This is a genomic window from Celeribacter ethanolicus (assembly GCF_002407265.1).
Classification (GTDB): Bacteria; Pseudomonadota; Alphaproteobacteria; order Rhodobacterales; family Rhodobacteraceae; genus Celeribacter; species Celeribacter ethanolicus.
Genome location: NZ_CP022196.1, coordinates 3,494,126 through 3,510,113, shown reverse-complemented (window position 1 = coordinate 3,510,113; position 15,988 = coordinate 3,494,126). Strand labels below are relative to the sequence as shown.

13 protein-coding genes and 1 riboswitch are annotated in these 15,988 nt (G+C 63.3%); of the genes, 6 read left to right on the top strand and 7 right to left on the bottom strand.

Going from position 1 to position 15,988, the window contains the following annotated elements:
• Positions 1–29 precede the first annotated feature (29 nt).
• From CEW89_RS17220 to CEW89_RS17195, 6 genes are all read right to left on the bottom strand, one after another.
• Positions 30–233, bottom strand: a complete 204-nt coding sequence (locus CEW89_RS17220; protein WP_066706068.1) for a formate dehydrogenase subunit delta — start codon at positions 231–233, stop codon at positions 30–32.
• Positions 230–961, bottom strand: coding sequence for a formate dehydrogenase accessory sulfurtransferase FdhD (fdhD, locus tag CEW89_RS17215; RefSeq protein ID WP_096806727.1), 732 nt, complete (start codon positions 959–961; stop codon positions 230–232). Before fdhD ends, CEW89_RS17220 begins: the two co-directional genes overlap by 4 nt.
• Positions 958–3,882, bottom strand: a complete 2,925-nt coding sequence (gene fdhF / locus CEW89_RS17210) for a formate dehydrogenase subunit alpha (RefSeq protein ID WP_096806726.1) — start codon at positions 3,880–3,882, stop codon at positions 958–960. Before fdhF ends, fdhD begins: the two co-directional genes overlap by 4 nt.
• A complete protein-coding gene (locus CEW89_RS17205; RefSeq protein WP_096806725.1) occupies positions 3,879–5,405 on the bottom strand; it encodes a formate dehydrogenase beta subunit in 1,527 nt (508 codons plus the stop codon). The genes fdhF and CEW89_RS17205 overlap by 4 nt, the downstream gene beginning before the upstream one ends.
• A complete protein-coding gene (locus CEW89_RS17200; protein WP_096806724.1) occupies positions 5,402–5,890 on the bottom strand; it encodes a formate dehydrogenase subunit gamma in 489 nt (162 codons plus the stop codon). Before CEW89_RS17200 ends, CEW89_RS17205 begins: the two co-directional genes overlap by 4 nt.
• A 102-nt stretch (positions 5,891–5,992) precedes the next feature.
• Positions 5,993–6,880: a LysR family transcriptional regulator gene (locus CEW89_RS17195; protein WP_096807289.1), complete on the bottom strand. Its 888-nt coding sequence runs from the start codon at positions 6,878–6,880 to the stop codon at positions 5,993–5,995.
• Positions 6,881–7,006: 126 nt separating this feature from the next.
• Between CEW89_RS17195 and CEW89_RS17190 the strand changes: the two genes are divergently transcribed.
• The 6 genes from CEW89_RS17190 to CEW89_RS17165 all read left to right on the top strand — a co-directional run bounded on the left by CEW89_RS17190 (position 7,007) and on the right by CEW89_RS17165 (position 14,895).
• Positions 7,007–9,379, top strand: a complete 2,373-nt coding sequence (locus CEW89_RS17190) for a Tex family protein (protein WP_096806723.1) — start codon at positions 7,007–7,009, stop codon at positions 9,377–9,379.
• 67 nt (positions 9,380–9,446) lie between these two features.
• Positions 9,447–9,655: riboswitch (cobalamin riboswitch) on the top strand.
• Positions 9,656–9,781: 126 nt separating this feature from the next.
• Positions 9,782–11,638, top strand: coding sequence for a TonB-dependent receptor plug domain-containing protein (locus CEW89_RS17185; RefSeq protein WP_096806722.1), 1,857 nt, complete (start codon positions 9,782–9,784; stop codon positions 11,636–11,638).
• Between the two features lie 24 nt (positions 11,639–11,662).
• Positions 11,663–12,487: an ABC transporter substrate-binding protein gene (locus CEW89_RS17180; protein ID WP_244906096.1), complete on the top strand. Its 825-nt coding sequence runs from the start codon at positions 11,663–11,665 to the stop codon at positions 12,485–12,487.
• Positions 12,484–13,470, top strand: a complete 987-nt coding sequence (locus CEW89_RS17175) for a FecCD family ABC transporter permease (RefSeq protein ID WP_066706088.1) — start codon at positions 12,484–12,486, stop codon at positions 13,468–13,470. Before CEW89_RS17180 ends, CEW89_RS17175 begins: the two co-directional genes overlap by 4 nt.
• Positions 13,467–14,204: an ABC transporter ATP-binding protein gene (locus CEW89_RS17170; protein ID WP_096806721.1), complete on the top strand. Its 738-nt coding sequence runs from the start codon at positions 13,467–13,469 to the stop codon at positions 14,202–14,204. The genes CEW89_RS17175 and CEW89_RS17170 overlap by 4 nt, the downstream gene beginning before the upstream one ends.
• Before the next feature lies 1 nt (position 14,205).
• Positions 14,206–14,895, top strand: coding sequence for an adenosylcobinamide amidohydrolase (locus tag CEW89_RS17165; RefSeq protein WP_096806720.1), 690 nt, complete (start codon positions 14,206–14,208; stop codon positions 14,893–14,895).
• A gap of 9 nt (positions 14,896–14,904) precedes the next feature.
• Here the strand turns inward: CEW89_RS17165 and CEW89_RS17160 are convergent, their stop codons facing one another.
• Complete coding sequence (locus CEW89_RS17160; protein ID WP_096806719.1) at positions 14,905–15,963, bottom strand: hypothetical protein; 1,059 nt, start codon at positions 15,961–15,963, stop codon at positions 14,905–14,907.
• Positions 15,964–15,988 lie beyond the last annotated feature (25 nt).

Here is a 15,988-nt window from a genome sequence, read left to right as displayed (position 1 = left end):
AATGGCATTTTGATCTTTCGGTCGATCCCTTAGAGCGTCTGACCGGCCTCAATCACCAGAGCATGCAAGCCTTCGCCACCCTGCCCCAGGTAGGTCTTGAGCTGATTGAGCATCCGCGGCTCCCAGAAATCCTTGAGATGCGCGGCCACACCGGCGGCCTGATCCCCGCCCGGTTGCGTGGCAAAAAAGCTCGCGATCTGATTGGCCATCAGCACCATTTTCGCATCGGTCATGCGCAGTGTTCCTTTTCATCCGTATAGGCCACCACCGCCTCGCGGCGCAGCACCATCAAAGTCAGTCCTGTGTCTTTTGCCAGCTCCACCGCCGCGCGTGTCGGCGAGGACAGAGCGAAGAGCCCGGAAATCCCGGCACGCACGCATTTTTGCACCAGATCGACGGAAAGCCGCGAGGTGATGATCACCGCGCCTTGGCTCACATCCGTTCCGGCAAGTGTGCCAATCAACTTGTCGAGCGCATTGTGCCGCCCGACGTCTTCGCGCAAGGCAATGAGCCCGTCGGAGGTAAAGAACCCGGCGGCGTGCATCGCGCCCACCTGATCACGACGCTTTTGTCCAGCATTCAGCGCATCCAACGCGGCGCGGGCATAGGCTTCCAACCCCGTGACCATCGGCGTCACCGTCCCTGGAAAAGCGGTCGCTTCATCCAGGCTCTCAATCCCGCACAGCCCACAGCCCATAGGCCCGACAGAAGCCCGTCGCCGCGCATCCATCGCCTCTGAGCGGTCGTCAGGAATGCGCCCGCGCACCTCATAGCCGTGGGCATGTTTGATCGCCGAAATCTCGGTCACGTCAGAGGCCTCGGAGACGATGCCCTCGGACACCGCAAACCCGGTCAAAAACTCAGGTAAATCAAAGGGCGACGCCATCATCACAGCCGCCGTCGAGCCGTTATACACGAGCGCGACGGGGGCTTCTTCGGGGAGGGCGTCGACCTGCTTCATTCAGCGGCCTCGATCCGGCGCGATTGCTCGGCCTGTGCGTTGTAGCGCTCCTGCCATTCCGACGGGCCGTTCGACGGCGACACCTGCACCGCCGTCACCTTGTATTCCGGGCAGTTCGTCGCCCAGTCGGAATAATCCGTGGTGATGACATTGGCCTGCGTATCCGGGTGGTGGAAGGTGGTGTAGACCACGCCGGGGCTGACCCGATCAGTGATCTTGACCCGCAGAGACGTCTCGCCCGAGCGCGACGCCAGACGCACCCAGTCACCATCCCGCAGACCGCGATTTTCGGCGTCATGCGGATGGATTTCCAACACGTCCTGATCGTGCCAGACGGAGTTCTCCGTCCGCCGCGTCTGGGCACCCACGTTATACTGGCTGAGGATGCGACCCGTGGTGAGCAAAAGCGGGAAACGCGGTCCGGATTTCTCGTCCGTGGCGATATATTCCGTGACGATGAACCGCCCCTTGCCACGCACAAAGCCGTCGACATGCATGAGCGGCGTGCCGTCCGGGTGCTCCTCGTTACAGGGCCATTGCACGGAGCCTTTTTCTTCGAGCACCGTGTAATCGACGCCAGCAAAGGACGGCGTGGTCGCGGCGATCTCCGCCATGATTTCCGCCGGGTGCGCGTAGTTCCACGGCTTGCCGCCGGTCTCTTTGAGAACCGCATTGGCGAGCAGTTGGGTGACTTCCCAATCCTCGTAACCGTTCTTCGGCGCCATCACCTTGCGCACGCGGTTGATGCGGCGCTCAGCGTTGGTGAATGTGCCTTCTTTTTCCAAAAAGCTCGATCCGGGCAGGAAAACATGTGCGTAATTTGCTGTCTCGTTCAGGAACAGATCATGCACGATGACGCATTCCATGGCGGCGAGACCGGCGGCTACATGTTTGGTGTCCGGATCGGATTGCAGGATGTCTTCGCCCTGACAATAGAGTCCTTTGAAGGTACCGTCGACCGCGGCGTCCAACATATTCGGAATGCGCAGACCGGGTTCTGCGTCAAGCTCGACGCCCCAGGTGTCTTCGAAAATCTTGCGCACTTCCGGCTGTTTCACATGGCGATAACCCGGCAGTTCGTGCGGGAAAGAGCCCATGTCACAAGAGCCCTGCACGTTGTTCTGACCGCGCAGCGGGTTCACACCGACGCCTTCGCGGCCGATGTTGCCGGTCATCATCGCGAGGTTGGCGATGGCCATGACCGTGGTCGAGCCTTGCGAATGTTCGGTCACGCCGAGGCCATAATAAATCGCCCCGTTGCCGCCCTGTGCATAGGCGCGCGCGGCTTCGCGAAGTGCCAGAGCGGGCACACCGGTGAGGGCTTCGGTTGCTTCGGGCGCATGGCGTTCGTCGGAGATGAACGCCTTGTAATCTTCCCAGGCGTCGACGTCACAGCGCTCCGCGATGAAGGTCTCATCATAGAGCCCTTCGGTCACGATCACATGACCCAGCGCAGAGATCACAGCGACGTTGGTGCCGGGCTTGAGCGGCAAGTGATGCGACTCGTTCAGGTGCGGGGTTTCCAAGAGATCGATGCGACGCGGGTCGATCACGATCAGCTTGGCCCCTTCGCGCAGACGTTTGCGCAGGCGCGAGGCAAAAACCGGGTGCCCGTCCGTCGGGTTCGCGCCGATCACCACCACGACGTCGGATTTCTCGACCGAGTCGAAATCCTGCGTGCCCGCCGAGGTGCCAAAGGTCTGGCCGAGGCCGTAGCCCGTCGGAGAGTGACACACACGCGCGCAGGTGTCGGTGTTGTTGTTGCCAAAGACCGCGCGGGTGAGTTTCTGAACGAGGTAGGTTTCCTCGTTGGTGCAACGCGAGGAGGTGATGACGCCGATGCTCTTCTGGCCGTATTTCTGTTGCAGGCCGACGAGTTTCTTCGCCGCGAAAGACAGCGCCTCGTCCCAGGACACTTCGCGCCACGGCTGATCGACGCTCTCGCGCACCATCGGGCTCAAAATACGATCCTTATGGGTGGCATATCCGTAGGCAAATCTGCCTTTAACACAGGAATGACCCCGGTTCGCCTTGCCGTGTTTATAGGGCACCATGCGCACCAATTGATCGCCCTGCATCTCCGCTTTGAACGAACAACCCACGCCGCAATAGGCGCAGGTGGTCACAACGGAACGGTCCGGCGTGCCCATCTCGATCACGGATTTTTCTTGCAGCGTCGCGGTCGGGCAGGCCTGAACACAGGCGCCACAGGACACACAGTCGGAGGCCAGGAAGTTCTCTGCGCCCACGGCCACGCGGCTGTCAAAGCCACGCCCTTCGATGGTCAGAGCAAAGGTGCCCTGCACCTCTTCGCAGGCCCGCACACAGCGGTTGCAAACGATGCATTTCGACGGATCGTAGGAGAAATAGGGGTTGCTGTCGTCTTTGGGCAACCATTCGGGATTGGCCTCGCCCGACGTATTGCGCGCTTCGAAATGGTTCGCAAGCGGCGCGTTTTTCGGCGCCTCATAGCGCACATCGCGCAGGCCGACGGCGCCCGCCATATCCTGCAATTCGCAATCGCCATTGGCCGAACAGGTCAGGCAATCGAGCGGGTGATCGGAAATATAAAGCTCCATCACGCCCTTGCGAATGCGGCGCAGTTTGTCGGTCTGGGTGTGGACTTTCATCCCGGCATGCACGGGCGTCGTACAGGACGCAGGAGTGCCACGGCGGCCTTCGATTTCGACCGCGCAGAGACGGCAGGAGCCGAAAGCCTCAAGGCTGTCGGTGGCGCAGAGTTTCGGCACCTGAATGCCCAGTTCAGAGGCCGCGCGCATCACGGACGTGCCCTCCGGCACGGTGATTTCCATGCCGTCGATGGTCAGCGTCACCGGCTTGCCCGTCTTGGCGGGCGTCCCACGATCAACATCGTCATAGACACCCGTGCCGGTTTCCCAGGGAATAATGAAATCTTTCATTCTGCGGCCTCCTTCTGAGCGGTGTTGGGCGCGAATTCTTCGGGGAAATGGCGCAGTGCGGAGAGCACCGGATAGGGCGTAAAGCCGCCCAGCGCGCAGAGCGAGCCGTCGGTCATGACTTCGCAGAGATCTTCGAGCAGAGGGATCGCGCTGGCGTCGCCCTCCTTGATGCGGTCGAGTGTTTCAACGCCCCGCACCGCGCCGATGCGACAGGGCGTGCATTTGCCACAGCTTTCCACCGCGCAGAATTCCATCGCAAACCGCGCCATGGCAAGCATGTCCGCCGTGTCGTCGAACACCACGATGCCAGCATGTCCAATCAGCGCCTTTTGCCCATCAAACTCTTCGTAACCAAAGGGCGTATCGAATTGATCCGTATGCAGATAGGCCCCCAAAGGCCCGCCGACTTGCACGGCCTTGACCGGACGCCCGGAGGCAGTGCCCCCCGCAACCTCGTTGACCAAAGTGCCAAGCGGCATGCCGAACGCGGTTTCGAACAGGCCGCCGAATTTCACATTGCCCGCGATCTGGATCGGCATGGTGCCTTTGGAACGTCCGAGGCCGAAATTGGCATAATGCTCCGCCCCCTTGGCGAAAATCACCGGAACGGTCGCCAGAGAGATCACGTTGTTCACCACAGTCGGACGCCCCAAGAAACCCTCGAGCGCCGGAAGCGGCGGCTTGGCGCGGACCACGCCGCGTTTGCCTTCGAGCGAGTTGAGAAGCGAGGTTTCCTCGCCACAAACATAGGCGCCCGCACCGACGCGGACCTCCATGTCAAAGGCGCGGCCACAACCCAGAACATTGGGGCCCAGCACACCCGCAGCCCGTGCGATCTCGATCGCCCGGCGCATCACGGCAACCGCATCCGGGTATTCGGAGCGGGTGTAAACGTAGCCTTTGGTGGCACCACAGCCGAGGCCCGCGATAGCCATGCCTTCGATCAAGGTGAAGGGATCGCCCTCCATGATCATCCGGTCGGCAAAGGTGCCGCTGTCGCCCTCGTCGGCGTTGCAGACGATGTATTTCTGCGGCGCATGGGCAAGGCGCACGGTGTCCCATTTGATGCCGGTCGGGAAACCCGCTCCGCCACGGCCACGCAGGCCGGAGGTTTTCACCTCGTCGATGATCGCGTCCTGCGACATGCCAATCGCGCGCTTGAGGCCTTGGAGACCGCCATGCGCCTCGTAATCGGCCAAAGACAGCGGGTCGATCACACCGCAGCGCTCAAAGGTCAGGCGGGTCTGACGGGCAAAGAACGGGATGTCCTCGACCTTGCCCAGCGTGTCGATCTGACCGTCCAGAAGTGCCGCGACATCTTCCTCGGCAATCGGCCCATAAGCCAGACGTTTACCGTCCTTCTCGATCTCCACCAAAGGCTCAAGCCAGATCATGCCACGGGTGCCGTTGCGCACGATCTCCGCTTCGAGCCCGCGCGCGGTGATCTCTTGCGTCAGTTTTGCGGCCACCTCATCGGCGCCGAGCGCCTTGGCGGCGCTGTCCATGGGGACGTAAATCTTCATGCCGACACTCCAATATTCTTGGCCGACAGAGCTTTTTCAACGCGGACTTCATCGGCCCGCGCGATCAACCTGTCGTCCACCATCGCGGCGGGGGCACAGGCGCAGAGGCCCAAACAATAGACCGGCTCCACCGTCAGCTTGCCGTCCGGCGTGCTGCCATGCCAGTCCAGACCGAGTTTCGCCAAAAGCCGTTCCGCCAGCGCCGTGCCGCCCATGGACTGACAGGCCTCCGCCCGGCAGATTTTCAGCACATGTTTGCCGGCGGGTTTTTCGCGGAAATCATGATAGAAGGAAATCACACCTTTCAACTCCGCCCGCGTGATCGTCAGCGCCTTGCAAAGGGGCGCATGGGCCACCTCGGGAATCACCCCGAACTCCTCCTGCAGCGCGTGCAGCATGGGCAAAAGCGGGCCTTCGAGATGGGCGTGGGCAGAGATGATCTCCGCGATAGCCCCGTCATCTTGCGGGGAACTGGCTGGCGTCATGGCTGACCTCTTCGGATACGACCGTATACATTTCCCCCATGAGAGCATGGGATGCATCGCGAAATCAATATCGCTAAACCGTCAAACGATAGTCAAAACCTATCAAACAAGATCAGACACACGCCCCGCTTCGGCCAGCAAAGCGGCCAGAACCGGCGTGTTGGGATCGCGGTGTGGCGCAATCAGGCCAACACGGTGCCCGACTTCGCCGCCCGAGAGCGGGATGAGGTCCAGCGGCTTGCCTTCGGTCAAAAACCGCGCGACGCCTTCGGGCAGGACGGTGACCCAGCCGCCGCTCTGCACATGGGCGATCAGCACCACGGTGGAATTCGATTCGACGCCGACCTGCGGCACCACGCCCGAGGCGCCCAGGTTGCGGTCGATGATCCGCCGGTTCTGCATCTCCGGCGACAAAAGACACATCGGCACCCCGTCGAGATCGCTCCAATCCACCGACGTGCGCCCCGCAAAAACGCCGCCCTCGGCACTCACCACCATGTAGCGCTCTTCATAAAGCGGCACGGCGCTGACCCGGCCCAGAGGCTCATTGTCGAGATAGGTGAGGCCCGCATCGGCATCGAGATCGTCCAGCATGGTGAGGATCTGCGACGAAGGCCGCGAGAGGATGGTCAGTTTCACATTGGGATGCGCCGCGCTGAACACAGTTGAAATCCGTGCGGCCCACGTGAGCGCCGTCGGAATCGCGGCGATCCTGATTTGCCCCGACAGGCCGTGTTTCGTCGCCCGCATTTCATCGCGCAACTGGCGGCTGTCGGCGACGATCTTGCGCGCCCAGACCAGCGCGCGCTGCCCCTCCGGCGTCAATCCGCCGAAGCGCGAGCCACGAAAGATGAGCTGCACACCCAACTGGTCCTCAAGCTGCTTGATCCCCGCAGACAAGCTGGGCTGGGTGATGCCGAGGGCCTGTGCGGCGCGACCGAAATGGCCCTCCTTTGCGACAGCAATGAACATTTCGAGTTTGTTGAGCATGGCGAAAACCTGATCGAGAGAGCGCATTACGATAGGCATATCATATCGACTGTGGAGAGGTCATCTCCCCTCTTGGCGCCCCTGCCCCGTCGGGCTAAGACGGACCTCCCGACAGGAGGACAGAATTTGAGCACCGCCACCGATCCGCAGACCGCCGCCCGCATTTCGCGCACCATCGCCACAGACATTGCCGCCTCGACGGCGCAGGTCACAGCGGCCATCGGGCTTTTGGACGAGGGCGCGACCGTGCCCTTCATCGCGCGCTACCGCAAAGAAGTCACCGGCGGTTTGGACGACACACAGTTGCGCCTCTTGAACGACCGTCTGTCTTACTTGCGCGAATTGGAAGCGCGGCGAGTGACGATCCTCAAATCCATCGAGGATCAGGGCAAGCTGACCGACGATCTGAAACGTGCCATCGCAGGCGCGGAGAGCAAATCGACGCTCGAAGACATCTACCTGCCCTACAAGCCCAAGCGCCGGACCAAGGCGATGATCGCGCGCGAGAACGGGCTGGAGCCTTTGCTGGAGGCCATCAAAGCCGACCGTTCCGCCGATCCTGAAAAGCTTGCCGAAGACTTCATCACCGAGGCCGTGCCGACCGTGAAAGACGCTCTCAATGGCGCGCGCGACATTGCGACCGAAGAGCTGTCGGAAAGCGCCGATCTCCTGGGCAAGCTGCGCGATTTCATGCGGCGCGAGGCGCTTGTGACGGCGAAGGTCATCGCGGGCAAGGAACAGGAGGGCGCGAAGTTTTCCGACTATTTCGACCATTCCGAAAAATGGTCCGACATCGCGTCGCACCGCGCCTTGGCGATCCTGCGCGCCGCCAAGGAAGAGATCGTCACTATGGAGATCGCACCCGAGCCTGAGGCCGGTGCCGACCGCGCCATTGCCATGGTCGCGTCTTATCTGGGCACTTCGACCGAACAACCGGGCGATCTGTGGCTGCGCACCGTGGCACGCTGGGCGTGGCGGGTGAAATTCGCGATCTCGCTGCACATCGACCTTCTGGGCGAACTGCGCCAGCGCGCGCATGAGGACGCGATCACCGTGTTTTCGCGCAACCTCAAAGACCTTTTGCTGGCCGCCCCCGCCGGTGCCAAGGCCACCCTCGGCCTCGATCCGGGCATCCGAACGGGCGTCAAAGCCGCCGTGGTCGACGCCACCGGAAAGCTGTTGGAAACTGCGACGCTCTACCCGTTCCAGCCGAAAATGGACGTGCGCGGGGCGGAGGCGAAGATCATCGACTTGGTGACCCGTCACGGCGTCGGGTTGATTGCCATCGGCAACGGCACGGCCAGCCGGGAGACCGAGAAGCTGGTGGGCGAGACGCTGAAACTCCTGCCGCCGGGCGTGAAAGCCCCGACCAAGGTTGTGGTGTCCGAGGCGGGCGCCTCGGTCTATTCCGCCTCGGAACTCGCAGCGCAGGAATTCCCTGATCTCGACGTGTCGCTTCGTGGTGCCGTGTCGATTGCACGTCGCTTGCAGGACCCGCTGGCGGAACTGGTGAAGATCACGCCCGAAAGCATCGGCGTCGGCCAGTATCAGCACGACGTCGACCAGCGCCGCCTGTCGCAGGCGCTCGAAGCGGTGGTCGAGGATGCCGTGAACGCTGTGGGGGTGGACCTCAACATGGCCTCCGCGCCACTCTTGGCACAGGTCGCCGGTCTCGGCCCGTCTCTGGCCCAGAGCATCGTCACCCATCGCGACATTCATGGCGCATTTCCGTCGCGCAAGGCGCTTTTGAAAGTGTCTGGTTTGGGCCCGAAAGCCTTTGAACAATGTGCGGGGTTCTTGCGCATCCGCGAGGGAGATGAGCCACTCGACGCCTCCTCCGTGCACCCCGAAGCCTATGACGTGGCGCGCGAAATCGTCAAAGCCTGTGGCCGCGACATGCGCGAGATCATGGGCAATCCGACGGCGCTCAAAGGGCTGCGAGCCGAGCAATTCGTCACCGGGGACTTCGGCCTGCCGACCGTGCGCGACATTTTCACCGAGTTGGAAAAACCGGGCCGCGACCCGCGCCCGGAGTTCAAGACCGCGACATTTACCGACGGGGTCGAGGACATCAAGGATCTGAAACCCGGCATGCGGCTTGAGGGCACGGTCACCAACGTTGCCGCCTTCGGCGCCTTCGTCGACATCGGCGTGCATCAGGACGGGTTGGTGCATGTCAGCCAATTGGCCGACAGGTTCGTGAAAGACCCGCATGAGGTGGTGAAGGCGGGGGACATCGTGTCGGTGCGGGTGACCGAGGTCGACATCCCGCGCAAACGCATCGGCCTGTCTATGCGCAAGGAGGACGGCGCGCAAGACAGAGGCCAACAAGACAAGAGCAAACAGGACCGCAGCGCACAGCAACCGCGCGGCAATGCGGGCGGCAAAGGCGGATACGGCGGCAAACCCCGTGGCGGCAACGCGTCCAAACCCCGAGCCTCCGAGAGCCAGGGTGCCTTTGGTGCGGCGCTTCTCGATGCGATGAAGAAGAAGCGTTAAACGCCCTTCCGCAACGTGACGAGACCAAAGAACTGGCCGGAGAATCTTGACTTCTCCGGCCAGTTCGCTTTTCTGCACCCGTTCAAGTTCCGGCCCAGCCGGATGAAAAGGGAACACGGAACGGTCCGGCACAATCGCGCGCGTCCGAAGCCGTGGCTGCCCCCGCAACTGTGAGCGGTGAGCGAAGCCAACCAGAGCCACTGGGATCTCCCCCGGGAAGGCTGGCTGTCGCCGAGATCCGTGAGCCAGGAGACCTGCTTGGATGATCACCCTTTCCCGGGCGCGGGGCGCGCCACGGAAGCGGCATATCCGCAGCGGTGACGCTCTCACTGTCTGCGGAGGTCTCCTCCGATGGACGCGTTTCAACCGACGGGGCATCCCCCGTTCCATGAGGATTGACATATGTCTGTCAAACACAGCCTGCGCGTGTCGCTTCTGGCCACCGTAGCACTCACCCTGCCGCTTTCGGCGCTCGCCCAAAGCTTCGAAGAGACCCCCTACCAACTCGACGAGATCATCATCTCCGGCAGCCTCACCCCCGTCCCCGCCAGCAAGACCGGCGCGACGGTGGAAAAACTCGACGCCGCAGCCATCCCGGACGCCGCAGTGCCGGCACTCACCCTGCTCGACAGGCTTCCCGGGCTTTCTTACTCCAGCAACGGCGGCATCGGGTCCTCCTCCTCCCTGCGCATCCGCGGCCTGCCCTCCGCCTATGTTGCCACACGCATCAACGGCATTGATGTCACCGACATGACCGGCAACAAGATCGCCTACGACTTCAACGGCCTAATCGGGTTCGGCATCTCCTCCATCGAAGTGGTCAAAGGCTCGCAATCGGCGCTTTACGGCTCCGAGGCCGTCGCGGGCCTCATCGACATCCGCACCGACAATGCCGTCGCACCGGGTTATAACACCACCGTCGAACTCACCGCAGGCAGCGACAACACATATGCTGCAGGTCTTTCCACCAAAATGGAAAGCGACAGTGGCATGCTCTATTTCAACCTGTCGCATATGAAAACCGACGGGTTCACCAACCGTCCGGGCAATGACGAAAAGGACGGGTTCGAGGGCACCAACCTCACCTTCGGTCTGGAACAGGATCTCAGCGATGTCGTGACCGTGGGTCTGACCGGTCTCTACATGACCTCCGAGGCGGATTTTGACCGCTCCGCAACGGCCCCCAGCGGCTACACCACCAACGACAGCAAGGGGCTGCGCGCCTACACCCGGTTCGACACCGGTATGGTTCAGCACGAAATCGGCGTCTCCCTGTTCGACATCGACCGCTCCGACCCGCTCGCCCCGGTCGGTTACACCCGGGACTTCTCCGGCAAACGGCGCTCCGTCGACTATCTTGGCAGTGCCGAACTGTCCGCCGCCTCCACCCTGTCCTTCGGTCTCGAATACACCGAAGAGGATTTCACCCTGAACGACCTGCAAGCCGGCGGCTCGCTCACGGAAACCAAGGGGGGCGATGACACCTTCTCCGCCAAGGCCGAATGGCTCTTGGCGCCGATGGACACGCTCGATCTCTCCGTGGCGCTGCGCTATGACGATCACTCCGATTTCGGCGATCACATCTCCGGCCGTCTTGCCGCCGCCTGGGAAGTCGCGCCCGACTGGACCCTGCGCGCCGTACTCGGCACCGGTTTCCGCGCGCCCTCTCTCTATGAACGCTACAGCTCCTACGGCAAGGAAGACCTGAAAGAGGAAACCAGCCAAAGCGCCGAACTCGGCCTCGAACGTCGGTTCAGTGACACGGATTTCCTCAAAGGTACGCTGTTCTACACCGAGATCGAGGACAGGATCGACTACGATTTCGCGACCTCGACCTACAATCAGGTCAAGGGCACCACGACCTCCAAAGGCGTCGAGCTTTCCGGCCAGTATGCCTTCTCCGATCGCATCTCCCTTTTCGGCAATTACACCTATACCGATGCGAAAACCGCCGGGGCCCGCGCCGAACGCGTCCCGCGTCACGATCTGGTCGTCGGCATCGACGCCCTGCTGAACGACCGCATCAGCGGCCAGTTCACCGTACAATATGTCGCCGATGTCGTGCCGAGCGCCTATGCCCCCGCCGATCACAAGGTGGGCGATTACACGCTGGTCAACGCCGGCATGACCTACAAGCTCAACGATGCGACCGCGCTGTCGCTGCGGATCGAGAACCTCACCGACGAGGATTACGAGACCGCCGGCGGCTACAACACGCCGGGGCGTTCCGCCTATCTCGGTCTCAAAGCGTCCTTCTGAGTGCGTTTTTCCGGGATCATAACCTTGACCGTCGCCCTCTTATCGGGGGCGGCGGGTTTTGCCGGGGAGAGCGCAACAGCACCCGCGCGTGTCGTCTCGGTCAATCTCTGCACCGATCAGCTCGCCATGATGCTCGCGGCTCCCGGCCAGCTCGTCTCGATCACCGCCTATTCCCGCGACCCGAACTCGTCGGTAATGGTCGCAGAGGCGGAAAGCTATCCGGTCAATCACGGTCAGGCCGAAGAAATTTACCTCTTGAACCCCGATCTGGTCGTCGCCGGTCAGTACACTGCGCGGGCCACCGTCTCCATGCTGCGGCGTCTCGGCATCGAGGTCGTCGAATTCGCCCCCGCGCGCTCCCTCGATGACATCGAAGCCAACGTCCTGAAGATGGGCGCAGCCCTCGGGCGCGAAGAGGAAGCACGCGAGATCGCCGACGATTTTGCCCGACGCTTGTCCGACATAAGTCCGGCGCAAATCCGCCCCACCGAAGAGCGCCCCACAGCCGCCACCTATGCCGCCAATGGCTACAGCACCGGCGCCGAAAGTCTCGCAGGAGAGATCATCGACGCCGCCGGGTTCCATACCCTGGCCACGGAGCTCGGCCTGCCCCATGGCGGCTTTCTGCCCCTTGAGGCGTTGATCATGGCCGATCCCGATCTGGTGATCTCGGGCCGGGGTCAGGCTGGCTATGCCCGCGCCGAGGAGGTGCTGCATCACCCGGCCCTGACGCAACTGACCGGCGGTCACATGGCGATGCAGGATCGCGACTGGGTCTGTGGCCTGCCCGCCGTGATCGGGGCCGTCGAGCGGCTGCGCGAGGAGCGCGAGAGGTTGGAAACCCAATGAAATATCCCGTTCTGATCACGGCTTTGAGCCTGCTTGTCGCCCTGCTTTTCGCGCTGTCCCTGGTTGTCGGGGTGATCGAAGTCGGCCCTCTGGAAAGCCTCGCAGCACTCGTGCGCGACAGCGACGGGCCGCTCAGCATGGTGATGCGCGAAATCCGTTTGCCGCGTGCGTTTCTGGGCATCATGGTCGGCGTGAGCCTCGGCCTGTCGGGCGCGGCGATGCAGGGCTATCTGCGCAATCCGCTGGCCGAACCGGGCGTGATCGGCATCTCCGCCTCCGCCGCCCTCGGCGCCGTCATCGCGCTGCAAAGCGGCTTTTCCGCCCTCTTCGCCCTCGCCCTGCCGCTCTCCGCCCTCGCGGGGGCTGCGGCTTGCGTGCTCCTCATCCTGCTCCTCGCCGGACGCGGTGGCGGCACGCTGTCGCTCATTCTCGCGGGCATCGCGGTCTCGGCCCTCGCCTCCGCCCTTACGGCCCTCGTGCTCAACCTCTCGCCCAACCCGTTTGCCGCCAACGAGATCGTCTTCTGGATGATGGGCTCGCTCGCAGACCGCTCCTTCCTGCATGTCTGGACCGCCCTGCCGGTGATGACCGTGGGCTGGCTGCTGCTATCGCTCACCGGTCGCGGGCTCGACCGGCTGACCCTCGGCGAGGAAGCCGCCGCCTCCATGGGCGTCAACCTCAGACGTCTGCGCCTCATTCTCGTTGCGGGCGTCGCCGCCTCCGTCGGAGCCGCCACCGCCGTCGCAGGCGCCGTGGGCTTTGTCGGCCTGGTCATCCCGCATATTCTGCGCCCTCTTGTCGGAGCCCGACCGGCGCGGCTTTTGCTCGCCTCCGCTCTGGGCGGCGCCGCTCTCGTTCTGGCTGCCGATGTTGCGGTGCGGCTGATCCTGCCGGGGCGCGATCTGAAACTCGGCGTCCTGATGGCACTGGTCGGCGCACCGGTGTTCTTCCACCTGATCTGGCGCATGCGGGGGCAGCCATGAACCTTTTGACCGTCCAAGACCTCACCGTCCGGCGCGGTTCCCGTGCCACGCTCGATCAGGCGTCTTGCTCGATCGCACCAGGCGAATTCGTCGGCCTCATCGGCCCCAACGGCGCGGGCAAATCGACGCTCCTGCGGGCCGCTCTCGGGTTGATCCCGGCTGCGGGACGGAGCTCTCTGGCCCGCCTTTCCCCCGCCGCGCGCCCCAAGGCCGCAGCCTGGCTGCCACAGGCGCGCGAGATCGCCTGGCCGGTCAGCGTCGCGCATCTGGTCTCTCTGGCGCAGAACGAAAACCAGAACGCCCCCGAGGTCATCGCCGCCCTCAACCGCATGGACCTCATGGCCTATGCCCAGCGCCCCGCCACCGGCCTGTCGGGCGGCGAACAGGCCCGTGTGCTCATCGCCCGCGCGTTGGCGCAGGACACCCCGCTTTTGCTCGCCGACGAACCCACCGCCGGGCTCGATCCGGCGCATCAGATCGGCACGATGCAGACCTTTGCCACCCTCGCGTCTGAGGGCCGGGGCGTCATCGCCTCGCTGCACGATCTGGGGCTTGCCGCGCGCCATTGCACCCGGTTGATCGTGATCTCCGAGGGCCGGATCGTCGCCGATGGCGCGCCGCGCGATGTACTGACCGAAACACTCCTGGCCGAGGTGTTTGCGATCCGTTGCCTGCTCTCGGACACACCCGAGGGGCTTGTGGTGCAACCGCTCGCCCAGCTATCAAAGCCCTGACATGGCTGACATCTTCCTCACCCCGCATCTCACCCGCCCCTGGCTGATCGCCGATCTCGGCGCGCCGATGCGGGTCTTGAGCTTTGCGCCCTACCGCCCCGGCTTCGTCACCGCGCGACACATCGTCTGGCGCGAGTTGAAGAATGCCGATCTGCCGGTCGGGCTCGAGGTAGATGACTGGATCGCTGCCGTGATGGCGCGCAACGGACATGTCGATGCCGTCGGTCTTCTGACCTCACGCAACATCACACGTTTCAAACGCACCGAAGCGACGGTCGAGGACGTGCGGGTCGCCGCTCTTGCGACCGTGGGCCTCGGCAATGCCGAACGCATCGGCGCGCGCACGGCCCGCGACTGGGCGGTCGAACGCTACGGCACGATCAACGTCGCCGTCCAGGCCGACACCCCGCTGCGCGAAACCGCCCAGATCGAAGCGCTGACCATCGCGGCGGAGGCCCGCACCGCGGCGGTGATGGACGCGGGCCTGCGTTTGGCGGGCGGGCCGGTGACCGGCACGGGAACCGATTGCCTTGCGCTTGCCGCCCCGGCCGGACAGGGCGCCTATGCCGGGTTGCATACCGCCTTGGGCGAAGCAATCGGCCAGGCCGTTTACAGCGCCGTGTCGGAAGGCGCCGCCGAATGGGTGCGGGAAAATCCTCTGATGATGCGCAAGGTGTTCAGTGGCGCATGAAGGCCCCGCTTAACCCCGCCCTCCCCTGAACCACGACAGGAGCGGCACATGCAACCGCTGCATTCGTGTTTCGAGAAGGAGCAAACGCGCCTCGTCCAGCTCGAACAGATCGGCAATCCGTTCCGATGACCCGACGTTAAGCGGGCGTTCCGCGATCCGCTCATAAGCCAGCCCCGCGAAGATCACGCCATAGCGGTCGCGCAACCAGAGCAGATCGGTCGAGCTTTCATCCAGATCGGCCGCAACCTCCGGCAGGAGCTTCGGCCTCTGCGCCCCGGGCACGCGTTTATCAGCGGTCAGAAGGCGTTTGCGATAGCGGTTTCTCGCACGCAGCACGACATTGTCCTGACCGGCGAACCGCACGCGCTGCACTTGCTGCATCAGATGCGCGGCCTCGGCGCTCATACTCTCGTTGACGCGCGCACCTGTCTCGCCCCCCTGCCCACTCAGAGCAAGTTGCGTGGTCAGGAAATCGGTCACGACATCGCCCTGCACAAGCGCGTCCCGATCATAAGCGCGCACCGAAACACGACCGGGAAAGGCCGCCTCCCAAGTCTCGAGCGTCTCCCGAACCCGCATCGGGGCAAGCGGTGGAAGTATTGCCGAATGCCGGACACGTTGCAGCGCGAGTGAGGCATAATGTTTCGAAGGCTGGCGCAAATAGGCCACGACCTGCACCTCGGAAAAGGTCTCCCCTAATCGCGCCAAAAGGGTCTCGTGCCCCTTGAGGCCAAGGCGCACAAAAAGATATTCGGTCGAGAGCACGACGGTCTCGGGTGCGGTTGCGGCGATTTCCGCCTCGAGGGCCTGCCATTCCGTCTCGAACAGCCGATCGGCCTCGGCCTGCACGCGCCCGATCCGGTCGATCAAAAGACGCGGCCCGTGGTTCGCGAAATCGAGCGGCAGGACGAGGAAACCGTGCGACGTGCCCTTGCCGGGATAGAGCACCCCCTGCGCCCGCAGAGAAGACCGGGACGCCGCAAGCCAGCTCTGAAGCGCGGTCGAACCCGTCTTCGGCATTCCGACATGCAACACCAGTTTCGGCTTCGGCTTTGAAGGAGACGTCATGGGCATACCCTGAACGGAACGTCGG

Bases quoted from the DNA above. Each gene is read 5' to 3' on its own strand.
- CEW89_RS17185 (WP_096806722.1), top strand. From the start codon at position 9,782: ATGTCTGTCAAACACAGCCTGCGCGTGTCGCTTCTGGCCACCGTAGCA.
- CEW89_RS17205 (WP_096806725.1), bottom strand. From the start codon at position 5,405: ATGAAGATTTACGTCCCCATGGACAGCGCCGCCAAGGCGCTCGGCGCC.
- CEW89_RS17165 (WP_096806720.1), top strand. From the start codon at position 14,206: ATGGCTGACATCTTCCTCACCCCGCATCTCACCCGCCCCTGGCTGATC.
- fdhD (WP_096806727.1), bottom strand. From the start codon at position 961: ATGAAGCAGGTCGACGCCCTCCCCGAAGAAGCCCCCGTCGCGCTCGTG.
- CEW89_RS17220 (WP_066706068.1), bottom strand. From the start codon at position 233: ATGACCGATGCGAAAATGGTGCTGATGGCCAATCAGATCGCGAGCTTT.
- CEW89_RS17175 (WP_066706088.1), top strand. From the start codon at position 12,484: ATGAAATATCCCGTTCTGATCACGGCTTTGAGCCTGCTTGTCGCCCTG.
- CEW89_RS17200 (WP_096806724.1), bottom strand. From the start codon at position 5,890: ATGACGCCAGCCAGTTCCCCGCAAGATGACGGGGCTATCGCGGAGATC.
- CEW89_RS17170 (WP_096806721.1), top strand. From the start codon at position 13,467: ATGAACCTTTTGACCGTCCAAGACCTCACCGTCCGGCGCGGTTCCCGT.
- CEW89_RS17195 (WP_096807289.1), bottom strand. From the start codon at position 6,880: ATGCTCAACAAACTCGAAATGTTCATTGCTGTCGCAAAGGAGGGCCAT.
- fdhF (WP_096806726.1), bottom strand. From the start codon at position 3,882: ATGAAAGATTTCATTATTCCCTGGGAAACCGGCACGGGTGTCTATGAC.
- CEW89_RS17160 (WP_096806719.1), bottom strand. From the start codon at position 15,963: ATGACGTCTCCTTCAAAGCCGAAGCCGAAACTGGTGTTGCATGTCGGA.